General features: G+C 67.7%; 12 protein-coding genes. 2 read left to right on the plus strand and 10 right to left on the minus strand.

Annotated features, from left to right (window positions below; genetic code table 11):
* Positions 1–79: 79 nt before the first annotated feature.
* Positions 80–757, minus strand: coding sequence for a L,D-transpeptidase (locus tag HNR01_RS04315; RefSeq protein WP_017485918.1), 678 nt, complete (start codon positions 755–757; stop codon positions 80–82).
* Between the two features lie 202 nt (positions 758–959).
* On the opposite strand from HNR01_RS04315, the gene HNR01_RS04320 reads away from it, so the two are divergent.
* Positions 960–1,457, plus strand: coding sequence for a GNAT family N-acetyltransferase (locus HNR01_RS04320; RefSeq protein WP_246417377.1), 498 nt, complete (start codon positions 960–962; stop codon positions 1,455–1,457).
* 6 nt (positions 1,458–1,463) lie between these two features.
* Here the strand turns inward: HNR01_RS04320 and nadC are convergent, their stop codons facing one another.
* The 3 genes from nadC to nadA are packed head-to-tail and all read right to left on the minus strand — an operon-like array spanning position 1,464 to position 4,886.
* A complete protein-coding gene (gene nadC, locus HNR01_RS04325; protein WP_183666834.1) occupies positions 1,464–2,324 on the minus strand; it encodes a carboxylating nicotinate-nucleotide diphosphorylase in 861 nt (286 codons plus the stop codon).
* Positions 2,317–3,843, minus strand: a complete 1,527-nt coding sequence (locus HNR01_RS04330) for an L-aspartate oxidase (RefSeq protein WP_183666836.1) — start codon at positions 3,841–3,843, stop codon at positions 2,317–2,319. Before HNR01_RS04330 ends, nadC begins: the two co-directional genes overlap by 8 nt.
* A complete protein-coding gene (nadA, locus tag HNR01_RS04335) occupies positions 3,843–4,886 on the minus strand; it encodes a quinolinate synthase NadA (protein ID WP_017485914.1) in 1,044 nt (347 codons plus the stop codon). The genes HNR01_RS04330 and nadA overlap by 1 nt, the downstream gene beginning before the upstream one ends.
* Positions 4,887–5,290: 404 nt before the next feature.
* Here nadA and HNR01_RS04340 point away from each other — a divergent pair, with 404 nt between their 5' ends.
* Positions 5,291–6,664 (plus strand): methyl-accepting chemotaxis protein, encoded by a 1,374-nt coding sequence (locus tag HNR01_RS04340; protein ID WP_183666837.1) that lies wholly within the window; start codon positions 5,291–5,293, stop codon positions 6,662–6,664.
* Between the two features lie 72 nt (positions 6,665–6,736).
* Here the strand turns inward: HNR01_RS04340 and HNR01_RS04345 are convergent, their stop codons facing one another.
* From HNR01_RS04345 to acnA, 6 genes are all read right to left on the minus strand, one after another.
* Positions 6,737–7,045, minus strand: coding sequence for a hypothetical protein (locus HNR01_RS04345; RefSeq protein ID WP_183666839.1), 309 nt, complete (start codon positions 7,043–7,045; stop codon positions 6,737–6,739).
* Positions 7,045–7,371, minus strand: a complete 327-nt coding sequence (locus tag HNR01_RS04350; protein WP_017485911.1) for an EthD family reductase — start codon at positions 7,369–7,371, stop codon at positions 7,045–7,047. The genes HNR01_RS04345 and HNR01_RS04350 overlap by 1 nt, the downstream gene beginning before the upstream one ends.
* 84 nt (positions 7,372–7,455) lie before the next feature.
* The gene (locus HNR01_RS04355) at positions 7,456–8,787 is read right to left on the minus strand and encodes an NAD(P)/FAD-dependent oxidoreductase (RefSeq protein ID WP_017485910.1); all 1,332 of its coding nucleotides are present in this window, start codon (positions 8,785–8,787) and stop codon (positions 7,456–7,458) included.
* 160 nt (positions 8,788–8,947) lie between these two features.
* The gene (gene maiA, locus HNR01_RS04360; protein ID WP_183666841.1) at positions 8,948–9,595 is read right to left on the minus strand and encodes a maleylacetoacetate isomerase; all 648 of its coding nucleotides are present in this window, start codon (positions 9,593–9,595) and stop codon (positions 8,948–8,950) included.
* Positions 9,596–9,622: 27 nt separating this feature from the next.
* Positions 9,623–9,922 (minus strand): antibiotic biosynthesis monooxygenase family protein, encoded by a 300-nt coding sequence (locus tag HNR01_RS04365; protein ID WP_017485908.1) that lies wholly within the window; start codon positions 9,920–9,922, stop codon positions 9,623–9,625.
* Positions 9,923–10,284: 362 nt separating this feature from the next.
* The gene (gene acnA, locus HNR01_RS04370; RefSeq protein ID WP_183666843.1) at positions 10,285–12,984 is read right to left on the minus strand and encodes an aconitate hydratase AcnA; all 2,700 of its coding nucleotides are present in this window, start codon (positions 12,982–12,984) and stop codon (positions 10,285–10,287) included.
* Positions 12,985–13,014 lie beyond the last annotated feature (30 nt).

A 13,014-nucleotide genomic window follows, 5' to 3' on the forward strand; every position in this document is an offset into this window, starting at 1 on the left:
CGGGGGTCCTCCAATCCGTAGAAAACGAAAAGGGCCGGCATCGCTGCCGGCCCTTTCTCGTTGCGTGTCGTGGAGACGATCAGCGCTGGACGACGACCCGGGCGCCGACCTTCACGCGGCTGTAGAGGTCCGTCACATCCTCGTTGGTCATGCGGATGCAGCCGGAGGAAACCGCGGTCCCGATCGTTTCCGGCTCGTTGGAGCCGTGGATGCGGTAGATCGTGTTGCCGAGATACATGGCGCGGGCGCCGAGCGGGTTCTCGATGCCGCCCTTCATGTAGCGCGGCAGATCGGGGCGGCGGCGCAGCATCTCGGCCGGCGGACGCCAATCGGGCCATTCGCGCTTCATCGTGACGGTCTGGGTACCACCCCAGGTGAAGCCGGGCCGGCCGACGCCGACACCGTAGCGCAGGGCCTCGCCGCCGGGCTGGATCAGGTAGAGCCGACGTTCGGTGGTCGAGACGACGATGGTGCCGGGTGCATAGGGACCAGCATAGGGAACCGTCTGGCGCGGGATCGCTGTCATCTGCGGCACCGCGGAGGCGAGCGGATCGGCAGCCGCGCCCGGTGCGCCGGGGACATCGGCCGGCAGGGTCGCGTTGGCCGTCGGCAGCGTGTTCTGCGGGCGCACACGCACCGTCAGGACGTCGGTCAGGGGCTGACGGGTGAGCGGGTCGATCTCATAGGCAGCGGCGGGGCTTGCCAGCGCGACCGCCGCGCAGGCAAGCCCGCCCAGGGCAACGACGAAACGGCGCATCAGGGCCTCTCGGGGCAGGCGAAGAACAGGGGACGCGGTGGAAGAACCGCCGCACGATGCCGTGCGGACCCTCGCCAACGCGTAAACGCTCACCGTTCAAAGCCAAGCTTGATTTGCACTGCAGTGCCGCTTCGGGCGCGCTCGTGACCAGGTGGCCACACTGTGGCAGCTTGGCCCTAAGGACAAGGATGTTCACTGTCGGATGGAACCGGTCGAGCTACCGCTGTCGGAACGAGTCGAAGTTCGCCCGTATCGCCCGGAGGATCTGGATGCCGTGATCGGCATCTTCGAGTCAGCCGTGCGCGATACCGCGTCGATCGACTACGATCCGGCGCAGATCGAAGCATGGGCGCGGATCGACCGGGCGCGGTGGGCTGCACGGCGTCTGCGGGGATATTGTCGGGTCGCGTGGATCGGCCCGAAGGCGGCCGGGTTTGCGGATCTCGAACCGTGCGGCCGTCTCGATATGCTCTACGTCCAGTCCGCGCATGGGCGCAGAGGCGTCGCCCGCGCGCTGCTTCGGACCGTTGAGTCGACGGCCGTTGGCATCGGCCTCCGCACGCTGCGGACCGAAGCGAGCCTGACCGCTCGGCCGTTCTTCGAAGCGGCCGGCTTTCGCGTCGTCGAGGAGGAAACGGTGATGCGGAACGGACAGGCGTTCCGCCGTCACCGAATGCAAAAGGACGGGCTCGCCCCCTGACGGCCGCTACGCCGCGTCGAGTCCCAAGTCGATGATCGCCGAACTATGCGTGATCCAGCCGACCGAGATCAGATCGACGCCCGAGGCCGCCACCGCCCCGACCGTGTCCCGATTGATCCGGCCCGAGGCCTCGGTGACGGCGCGTCCATCGACCATGGCCACGGCCTGACGCAGGGTATCGGGGCTCATGTTGTCGAGCAGGACCGCATCGGCACCGACGGAAAGGGCCTCTTCCAGCTGCGCCAGGGTATCGACCTCGACTTCGATCTTGACGAGATGACCGGTCCTCGCCCGCGCCCGCTCGATGGCCGGGATGATGCCGCCCGCCACCGCGACGTGATTGTCCTTGATCAGCACGGCGTCGTCGAGGCCGAAGCGATGATTCGAGCCGCCGCCCGCGCGCACTGCGTGCTTCTCCAGCGCCCGCAGGCCCGGTGTGGTCTTGCGGGTGCAGACGATTCGCGCATTGCCGTGCGGTTGGGCCGCCTCGACCAGGGAGGCCGTCGCCGTGGCAACGCCGCTCAGGCGGCAGAGCAGATTCAAGGCGACGCGTTCGGCGGTCAGTACGGCGCGAGCCGGGCCGGAGAGCCGGATCACCGTATCGCCCGGCGTGACGCGGGTGCCGTCGGGCCGTTCGACCGAGACGGAAAGGCTCGGGTCGATCAGCTCGAAGGCGATGGCGGCGGCGTCGGTACCAGCGATCACTCCGTCCTGTCGGGACGCGATGACCGCGTCCATGCGCTCGCCCGCCGGGATGATGGCATCCGTCGTGATGTCCCCGGCGCGGCCGAGATCTTCGAGAAGGGCGGCCCGCACCACGGGCTCCACGAGGAGGCGCGGCAGCGGCAGCAGGACGTCGTCAGGCATCGGTCAATTCCTGAAGCGCAGGGGCGTCCGCCAGAGCGGGCGTGACCACGGCGTGCCGGGCCGGAAGCTGGCCGGGGAAATCGCTGCGCCAATGGGCGCCGCGGCTCTCGCGTCGGTCGAGTGCGGCGCGGGCGATCATCAGGCCGGTGGCGGCCGCCTCGGAACCGCGTGCGGACAGGTCGGTGAGCTGCGCCACGGCCTGCGACAGGCTCGCTGCGTCGCGCACGACGCCGACGCAGCGTTCCATGATGCCGCGAATATCGGCCAGCACCGCTGCGTCCTCCGGCCGGATTTCGGGCAGAGGCGCCGGGCGGTCGGCACCGGCAGGCGCCGGCGCATCCCCGATCGACTCGGCGATTCGGGGCGCGAAGGCCAAGGCTTCGAGCAGGGAGTTGCTGGCGAGGCGGTTGGCGCCGTGCAGCCCGGACGAGGACACCTCACCGCAAGCCCACAGACCGGGGACGGTGCTGCGGCCGGCCTCGTCCACGAGGATTCCGCCCATGTGGTAGTGCGCCGCCGGCCGAACCGGGATCGGCTGCACCGCCGGATCGATGCCGGCCTCGGCGCAGAGCGCGGCAACCGTGGGAAAGCGCCGAGGCATGCGCTCGCCGAGACGGCCTCGGGCATCGAGATAGACCGTGCGTCCGCGGGCGAGCGCCTGGAAGATGCCGCGCGCCACCACGTCGCGCGGAGCGAGGTCGCCGCCTTCGATCCCGGCCATCACGGGTGCGCCCAACTCGTCGATCAGGGTCGCGCCCTCGCCGCGCAACGCCTCGGTCGCGAGCGGCATCGGATCGCGGCCGGCCGCGATGGCTGTGGGGTGGAACTGCACGAATTCGAGATCGCGCAACGCCGCGCCGGCCCGTGCGCCGGCGAGCAGACCGCGCCCCAGGGCGCCGCGTGGATTGGTGGTCGACGCATAGAGCGCCCCGACGCCGCCGGTCGCCAGCACGACCGCGCGGGCGGGCAGGCGGAAGGCGACGCCGTCCCGCTCGCATACGACGCCGCGCACGCTGCCATCGGCATCCTGCATCAAGCCGTGGAGTCCGGCGACGAGGGTCTCGATCGACGGCGTCGCCTGCACGGCGCGCACCAGTGCGTCGAGAACCGTGCGGCCCGTCGAGTCGCCCCGCGCGCGGACGATGCGGCGACGGCTGTGGGCGGCCTCCAGCCCGAGGGCCAGCGCGCCGTCCGGCTCACGGTCGAAACCGGTGCCGAGGGCGACGAGCCACTCGATCAGACCCGGACCCGCCTCCGCAACGCGAAGCGCCACGTCCGGCTCGGTGAGCCCGGCGCCCGCGGCAAGCGTATCGTCCGCGTGCAGCGAGGGTGCATCATCCGACCCCATTGCGGCGGCGATGCCGCCCTGGGCCCAGCCGGTGGCCGTACCTATCCCGAGCGGCGCGGCGGTGACCAGCGTGACCGCACGCGGCGCGAGCCGCAGGGCGGTGGCGAGCCCCGCCACCCCGGCGCCGACGACGATCACCCGGTCGGAGGGGCTCCGGGCGAAGATGCTCATCAGGCGGCCTGCCGCGGTGAGACGGTCTGGGTCGGCTTGACCGCGAGCATCCGCTCGACGGCCCGGCGCGCCCGTTCGGCCAGGCCCTCCTCGACGACGATCTCGTGCGTCATGGTTTCGAGCGACTGGCGGATGTTGCGCAGGGAGATCCGCTTCATGTGCGGGCAGAGATTGCAGGGCTTGATGAACTCGATATCGGGGTTGGCCACCGCGATGTTGTCGGCCATCGAGCATTCGGTCACGAGCACGACCTGAGACGGCCGCTTCTCGGTGACGTAGTTCATCATCATCGCCGTCGAGCCGGAAAAATCCGACGCCTCGACCACCTCCGGCGGGCATTCCGGGTGGGCGATGACGGTGATGCCGGGATAGCTGTCGCGCACCTCGGCGATGTCGGCCGGCGTAAAGCGCTCGTGCACCTCGCAGTGGCCTGCCCAGGTCAGCAGTTCGACCTCCGGCACCTGCTGCTGAACGTTGCGGGCCAGGAACTCGTCGGGAATCATCAGAACCCGCTTCACGCCGAGCGCGCGCACGACGTCGGCGGCGTTGCCGGAGGTGCAGCACACATCCGACTCCGCCTTCACCGCAGCGGAGGTGTTGACGTAGGTCACGACCGGCACGCCGGGATACCGGGCCCGCAGAGCCCGCACGTCGGCGGCGGTGATCGAGTCCGCGAGCGAGCAGCCGGCGCCCATATCGGGCATCAGCACAGTCTTGCCAGGGTTCAGGAGCTTGGCGGTTTCGGCCATGAAGTGGACGCCGGCCAGCACGATCACGTCCGCATCCACCCGCGCCGCCTCGCGCGCCAGGGCCAGGCTGTCGCCGACGATGTCCGCGACGGTGTGGAAGATCTCGGGTGCCTGGTAGTTGTGGGCCAGAACCACCGCGTTCCGTTCGCGTTTCAGGCGCAGGATCGCCTCGACGTCGGGTGCGAGCGCCGGCCACTCGATGGCAGGCACGTGGCGGCTCACGCGCTCGTACAGCTCGGGCAACGGGAAGGCCCGTCCGGCCGGGTCGCGAAGGGCGGATCCTGCCTGGGACATCGCGGTCTCCTTTATGCTCAAAGTGAGCATTGTGCCACCTAACTTAGGCGGCGCGATCCGCATTGTCCAGATATGCTGAGACTGAGCATAACGTTTTTGCGACGCAAATCTTTTGCTGCGGTTGCACACCGTGCGTGACAGCGCAGCGCCCGAGCCGCCGGTCACCCATACTCCAAATATTGCTTGAGTTATCAATTGTTACGTAAGTGAAGTGCGATAAGCATCGAAACGATGATCTAAAGCTAATTTTAACTCGCGCATGGTGATCATCGTCGGCGCCGTTGTGGAGAGTTTCTGCCCAATCACCGGTCAACCAGAAAGCGAGCAAACGAGCTCGAACATGACTGTCCTGGGCGTGGCTCTCGAGAATAAGCGGCAGAGAAGGATCGGGGGCTTCCAACACCATGCTGTCGCTCAAGCTCGGCCGCAATACCGGATCGTCCGCATCGGCGGCGTCCGATCTTCCGGCTTCCCAACCATCCGACGAGGCCCGCCTGATCGGCGCGCTCAAGCGCTTGGCGGACCGGGCCGCGCTCGATGCCTCCGCCCTGCCGGATAGCGCCGTGAGCACGGCCCTGAGCGAGCTTGAGCGTGCTCAGCGTCACGACTTGCGCACCGAGCGGCGAAACATCGCTGCCATCGCAAGGGAAGCCTCGGAAGGCGCGATCAACATCGGCTGGACGACGTACGACGTCGGCGAGGTCGCGCAGGCCACGCAGACAATCGCGAGCGCCATCGAAGAGATGGGCGCGTCCATCGCCGAAGTCGCCGAGACCTCGGAGGCCGCCGGCTCCAGCGCGGCGCAGGCTCGCGAGGCGATGACGGCCTGCATGTCCGACGTCGGCAATGCGCGCGCGGCCATGGATTCAATCCGTGATCGCACGCACCAGATCGACGAGCGGCTTCAGCTGCTCCAGAACGCCATCGCCGAGATCGGTACGATGGCGGGTACCATCGCCACGATCTCCAGCCAAACCAACCTGCTGGCGCTCAACGCCACGATCGAGGCGGCGCGGGCCGGCGAGGCGGGCCGCGGCTTCTCCGTCGTCGCGGCCGAGGTGAAGTCGCTCTCAGGGCAGACCGCCCGCTCGACCGAACAGATCCGCACCTGGCTCCACACGCTTCAGGGTGAGATGAGCCAGATCGCCCGGGCCGTCGAAGAGAGCCGTTCCGCCGTCTCGACCGGCAGCTCCGTCGTCGACAGCCTCGGCACCCGTGTCGAAGGGGCAGCCGAGCGGATCGCGCGCACGAGCGAGATGAACGCGGCTCTGGCTGCGGCGATCACGCAGCAGAGCAGTGCGACGGCCGAGATTTCCAGTAGCGTCCAGAACATCGCCGCCAAAGCGGCCAAGACCCGCACCGAGATCGACAGCATCACCAAGCGCCTCGTCAAGGCGGAAACGCTGGCGCAGGCCGCGCTCGCCGAAACCGGCGACCTCGATCTCTACGAGTTGGTGCGTCTGCCCGCCGATCTCGGCCTGTGGAAGCGGGGTCTCGCGACGATCCTGCTCGGCGCCGCGCCCGCCGATCCGGCCACGGCCGTGCTGCGCAACCGTGCCGCCCGGCAGGCCGTGCAGGTCCTGACCGGTGATCCGGCGCGCCGACCCGCGGCAGAGGCGTTCCTCAGGGCCGAGGCTGCCGCCCACGAGGAGGCCGAGCGGATGGTCAAGGCGATTGCCCAGAACAACTGGGACGTCGGAACGCCGGCCTATCAGGCCGCGAGCGCGGCGATGAAGGACATGGCCAAAGCCGCTGCCCAGATCGTCGAGGCCCTCTGAACGGCGGGACTCCGTCCACGCCGCGGTGGTGAGGCCGCCCCTGCCGGACGGCAGGCGCGGCCCCAGCCGCGTTCAGGCGGCCTCGTCGTCATCAAGCGTCGGGTCGCCGGTCCACGCGGTGGCGAAGGCGGCCAGGTGTCGCGCGTCGGAGAAGGCGAGCACCGTCACGGTGCGCTGCGTCGGCGCGCCACCGGGATAGGGCGCGAGCATCACCGTCTCCTGCGACAGCCGTGCATCGGATGCGTGCGCATCGAGCCACGCCTTCGCTTCCGGCGTCAGCGTCGCCGGATCGGCAAGCGCCCGTGAATCCGGGCGCAGCACGATGATCGTCGTGCCGAGCGCCGGATTGGCCTCCTGAATCTGCTTGATGATGTCGATCATCAGCCTCTCACTTCCGACGCCTCGAAGTCGCTGAGCTGGACCGTCGGCTGCGTGTCGGTGAAGTTCGGGATGTCCCCGAAGATCTCCGAGCCGTCCGCGGTCGCCGCCGCCTTGAAGGCGTCGGCGGATTCGAAGCGCAACAGCGCCATGACCTGAAAGGGCGGAGCGCCGCCATCCGGCGTGCCGGTGCCCTTCACGACCGTGTAGTCGTGGAGGCCCTTGGAGGTCCAGCGTTGGCTGACAAGCGGCATGTGCTTCTTCAGATAGTAGTCCATGTCGAAGCGGGTGCCGGCGCCGCTCGGATACATCACGCTGACGAGAATCATGGCGTCTCCTTCCGCCGGCTTCTACTCGAGCCGGCGGAACGGAAAGATGACGCACCAGACCGCCGGTTCAAGCCGGAGCGTGCGTCAGTGCAGCTTCACGCGCGGCTCGGTGCGCCGCGTCAGCGCCCGGGCCAGGGCATCGAGGCTCGTCTTCCACCAGCCGTTCACAGCCGTCTCGTGCATCTTGTAGAGCGAACGGTACATCAGCCGGGCGAAGAGGCCGGCGATGAACATGTTCCTTCCCTGGATGAAGCCCATCAGGTTGCCGACCGCGGTGTACTCGCCGAGCGAAACGAGCGAACCGAAGTCGCGGTACTTGAACGGCTTCAGCGGCCGGCCCGCGAGGCGGTTGGCCATCTGCCCGTAGAGGTGCGAGGCCTGCTGGTGGGCGGCCTGGGCCCGCGGCGGGATCGGCGTCTGCGAGCCCTCCTCAACGAGGTAGGCACAGTCGCCGATGGCGAAGACGTCGGGGTCGCGTGACGTCTGCAAGGTCGGCGTAATGACGAGCTGGTTGTTGCGTGTGGTCTCCAGGCCGCCGAGATCCTTGAGGAAGGTCGGCCCCTTCACGCCCGCGGCCCAGACCACCAGCTCGGAGGGGATGAAGCCGCCGTCGGCGAGCTGGACCCCGTCCGCCCGCACCTCGGTGACGCGGGCCTGGACCCGGACCTCGACGCCGATCTTGGCGAGTTGCCCCATCACCTCGGCCGCCAGGCGCTGCGGCACGGCGGGCAGAATGCGGTCGGCCGCCTCCACCAGCGTGATCTTGAGATCCTTGGCCGGGTCGATCCGGTCGAGGCCGGTGCGGGCGACCTCGCGGGTGGTCCGATGCAGTTCCGCCGCCAGCTCCGTTCCGGTCGCGCCGGCGCCGATCACCGTCACGTGGAGCTGGCCGGGGCGCACCGGGCCTTCCTGGGTGTGGGCCCGCAGCATGCCGTTGACGAGGCGCTGGTGAAAGCGCATCGCCTGCTCCTTGGTGTCCAGGGCGATGGCGTGCTCGGCCACGCCCGGCGTGCCGAAATCGTTGGTGGTGGAGCCCACCGCCATGATCAGCGTGTCGTAGGGAACGGCCCGCATCGGCGTCACCTCACGCCCCTCGCTATCGCGGCTGGCGGCGAGGTGGATTACCCGCTTCTCACGGTCGAGGCCGGTCATCTCGCCGATACGGTAGCGGAAGTGGTTGGCGTGGGCGTGATGCAGGTAGTCGACCGCGTGGTGGCCGACATCGAGCGAACCGGCGGCGACTTCGTGCAGCAACGGCTTCCAGATGTGCGTCCGCGCCCGATCCACCAGGGTCACGTGAGCCTTGCCGCGCTTGCCGTACTTGTTGCCGAGCTTCGTCACCAGCTCGAGTCCGGCGGCCCCTCCCCCCACCACGACAATCTTGTGCAGATCCGTGACCGTTTCGCTCGGAACCATCCTCGCCCCACTCGCCTCGCGGGCCGCCTCATTGAGCGACCCTCCAGTTTGGAATGATCTTACATCAGTAACCGAGCAAGGACCCACACGTTCGCAGCGGACCTGGGACGCAAATCCGGTATCGCTGCAACGGTAATGTCCTAAAAAAAAATTTTCGAGCCTATGACGCGGGTGCGCCGGGCTGGCGAAGCGGATGGGCTCGGACGACGGCGTCGAGGGCGAGAAGCTCGGCAGCGATCCGCCCGACCGTCGGATAGGCGGCGGTGTCGATTCCAAAGATGCCGGTCCCGACCCAGAGGCTGATTAGGCACAGATCGGCGTGGCTCACGGCATCGCCCTGGCAGAAGCGGCCGGTACCCGGTTCGTTCGACAGCCGCACCTCCAGCGTCTTCAGGCCGGTGGTGAAGGCATGGCGCAGGAACTCAAGCATCCGCTCCCGCGGAAGACCGTAATTCTCCATTAGGAAGCTGCGCACCCGCGGCACGTAGAGCGGATGGGTGTCGCAGGCGACGACCTGAGCCAAGGAGCGCGCCCTCGCCCTCGCCCGCGGCTCGGCAGGCAGCAGCGGCACCTGCGGACGGGTCTCGTCGAGGTAGTCGAGGATCGCCAGCGATTGCGTCAGCGGCGGCCCGTCGCCGTCGAAGAGTGCGGGCACCGCACCCTGCGGATTGATCTCCAGAAAGTCGGGCTGGAACTGATCCCCGGCGTCGAGGTCCAGGAAGATCTCCTCGTAGGCGATCCCCTTGAGGTTCATCGCGATGCGCACGCGGAACGCCGCTGCCGAGCGCCAGTTACCGTACATCTTCATGGGGACGCTCCCTCTCGCCGCGGCCGCTCAGAATGCACGAAGCGTCAGCTCGGTATGTTCGACCTGAGGCGGGCTCTCGAACGTGTCGGAGACCATGGCCCGGTAGGTCTTCCAGGCTTCCGAACCGGTGAAGTCGCGCGTGTGCGCCTCCAGCGTGTCCCACTCGATCAGAAGGCGGTAGCGCTGCGGCTTCTCGACCGATCGCCGGACGGCGAAGCTGCGGCAACCGGCGGCGGCGCGGAAGATCTCGGCGGCCCGGGCGATGTTGGCCTCGAAGGCAGCCTCCGAGCCGGGCTTCACGTCGATCTGCGCGATTTCCAGGATCATAGCCGTCGCTTCCAAGCCTGCCCGCATCGGAGACGGGCGGAGTGTTCGATCGCTCCGCTATAGCGGCTGCGCCGGGACCGGCAAGGCGTACGAGTGTGCCGAACACCTCAGAGACAGACCGAGTCAAAGATCGCCCTTATCTCGGTGATCCGACCGTGATCATCCGCACTCCAATCGATGCTCCAGATGAGCTGGCTCGGGAAGGTCTGCTGGACGAAGCGCGATCGACGATGGTGAAGCCGATCCAGAGGAGGATGAGTCTCAAGCCTCCCCTCATCGTTCGTCCCCTTGCGCAGCCAAGCGCCAAATCAAAAAAGCCCCTCCCTTGCGGGAGAGGCTTTTCCATCGTCGGTCGCCGATCCTTACGCCGCCAGCGAGCGCAGCACGTAGGGGAGGATGCCGCCGTTGCGGAAGTATTCCAGCTCGTCGAGGGTATCGATCCGGCAGGTCAGAGGCACCTCCTTCTTCGAGCCGTCGGCCGAGGTGATCTCGGCGGTCAGCGTCTGACGCGGCTTCAACTCGCTCGCCAGCCCCTTGATCGTCACCGTCTCGTCGCCCTTCAGCCCGAGCGACTGCCAGGAGGTGTCTCCCTGGAAAACCAGCGGGACCACGCCCATGCCGACGAGATTCGAGCGGTGGATGCGCTCAAAGCTCTCGGCGATCACGGCGCGCACGCCCAGGAGCTTGGTGCCCTTGGCCGCCCAGTCGCGGGACGAGCCGGTGCCGTACTCCTTGCCGGCGAACACCACGAGCGGCGTGCCCTCTTCGGCGTACTTCTGTGCGGCGTCGTAGATGTACATCCGCTCGCCATCGGGTTGGTGCAGCGTCCAGCCGCCCTCCACCACGTTGCCGCTCTCGTCCCGCACCATCTGGTTCTTGATGCGGATGTTGGCGAACGTGCCCCGCATCATGACTTCGTGGTTGCCGCGGCGGGTGCCGTACTGGTTGAAATCTTGCACCCGAACCTGATGCGCCTGGAGGTACTCGCCGGCGGGCGAGGCCGCGCGGATGTTGCCGGCGGGCGAGATGTGATCCGTCGTGATCGAGTCGAGGAACAGGCCGAGGATGCGCGCGCCCTCGATGTCGGTGATCGGGTCGGGCGTCTTGGTCATGCCCTCGAAATAGGGCGGGTTCTGCACGTAGGTGGAGCCCGCGTCCCAGGCGAACGTTTCGGCCTCCGTGACCTCGACGCCCTTCCAGTTCGCGTCGCCACCGAACACGTCGGCGTAGCGGCTCTTGAACAGTTCTGAGGTGATGTTCTCCTCGATGAACCGGTTCACCTCCTCGGACGACGGCCAAATGTCCTTCAGGAAGACAGGCTTGCCGTCCGAGCCCTGTCCCAGCGGCTCCTTGGTGATGTCGATCTGGAGCGAGCCGGCCAGCGCATAGGCCACCACGAGCGGCGGTGAGGCGAGGTAATTCGCCCGCACGTCGGGATTCACGCGTCCCTCGAAGTTACGGTTGCCCGAGAGGACGGCCGCCGCGACCACGTCGTTGTCGTTGATCGCCTTCGAGATCGGGGCCGGGAGCGGACCCGAATTGCCGATGCAGGTGGTGCAGCCGAAGCCGACGAGGTTGAAACCGAGCGCGTCGAGGCTCGTCTGCAGGCCGGACTTCTCGAGATACTCACCGACGACTTGGCTGCCGGGGGCGAGCGAGGTCTTCACCCAAGGCTTCGAGGAGAGGCCTTTGGCGACCGCATTGCGGGCCAGCAGCCCGGCGCCGATCATCACGCTCGGGTTCGAGGTGTTGGTGCAGGAGGTGATCGCCGCGATCACCACGTCGCCGTGGCCGATGTCGAAGTTTGTGCCCTCGACCGGAAAACGGCTGGCGATGTCGGCGGCCTTCTTGAACTCCTTCTCCATGGCGTCGGCAAAGCCGGCCTTGGCGGCGTCGAGCAACACGCGGTCCTGCGGACGCTTCGGGCCGGCGAGCGACGGGCGCACGGTGCCCATGTCGAGCTCGAGCGTGTCGGTGAAGACCGGATCAGGGGTCTGCGCATCGCGCCACATGCCCTGCGCCTTGGCATAGGCCTCGACGAGCGCGATGCGGTCGTCCTGACGACCGGTGACCTTCAGGAAGTCGATGGTCTTCTGGTCGACCGGGAAGAAGCCGCAGGTCGCGCCGTATTCGGGCGCCATGTTCGAGATGGTCGCGCGGTCGGCCACCGGCATGTCGTCGAGGCCGGGGCCATAGAACTCCACGAACTTGCCGACCACGCCCTTCTTGCGCAGCATCTGCGTGACGGTGAGCACGAGGTCGGTCGCCGTCGTGCCTTCCGGCAGCTTGCCCGACAGCTTGAAGCCGATGACCTCGGGAATCAGCATCGACAACGGCTGGCCGAGCATGGCCGCCTCGGCCTCGATGCCGCCGACACCCCAGCCGAGCACCGCCAGGCCGTTGACCATGGTCGTGTGCGAGTCGGTGCCCACGAGGCTGTCCGGATAGGCGACTTCCGCGCCGTCCTCGTTGCGCGTCCACACCGTCTGCGACAGGTATTCGAGGTTCACCTGATGGCAGATACCGGTACCTGGAGGGACGACGGAGAAGTTGCGGAAGGCCGACTGGCCCCATTTCAGGAACGTGTAGCGCTCGCCGTTGCGGGCATATTCGAGGGCGACGTTGTCGCCCAGCGCCTTCGGAGTGCCGAACTCGTCGACGATCACCGAGTGGTCGATCACGAGGTCGACCGGCACCAGCGGGTTGATCTTCTGCGGGTCGCCGCCCAGCGAGGCCATGGCGTCACGCATCGCAGCGAGATCGACGACGGCCGGCACGCCGGTGAAATCCTGCATCAGCACGCGGGAGGGACGGAAGGCGATCTCGGTCTCGGCCGTGCCCTTGTTGCCGAGCCACGCCACGGCGGCCTCGATGTCGCCCTTGCGGACCGAACGATCGTCCTCGAAGCGCAGCAGGTTCTCTAGGATCACCTTCATCGAGAACGGCAGCGCGGTCGCGTCGGCCAGGCCGTTCTTCTGTGCTTCGGGAATTGAGTAGTAAGTGTAGGTCTTGCCCCCTGCCTCGAGTGTCTGGCGGGCCTTGAAACTGTCGAGCGATGCCACGGCGAGTCGCGTCCTGAGCTGGCGTTAGCG

Origin of the sequence: Methylorubrum rhodesianum (genome assembly GCF_014199985.1) — a bacterium.
In the GTDB taxonomy this organism is placed as follows: Bacteria; Pseudomonadota; Alphaproteobacteria; order Rhizobiales; family Beijerinckiaceae; genus Methylobacterium; species Methylobacterium rhodesianum.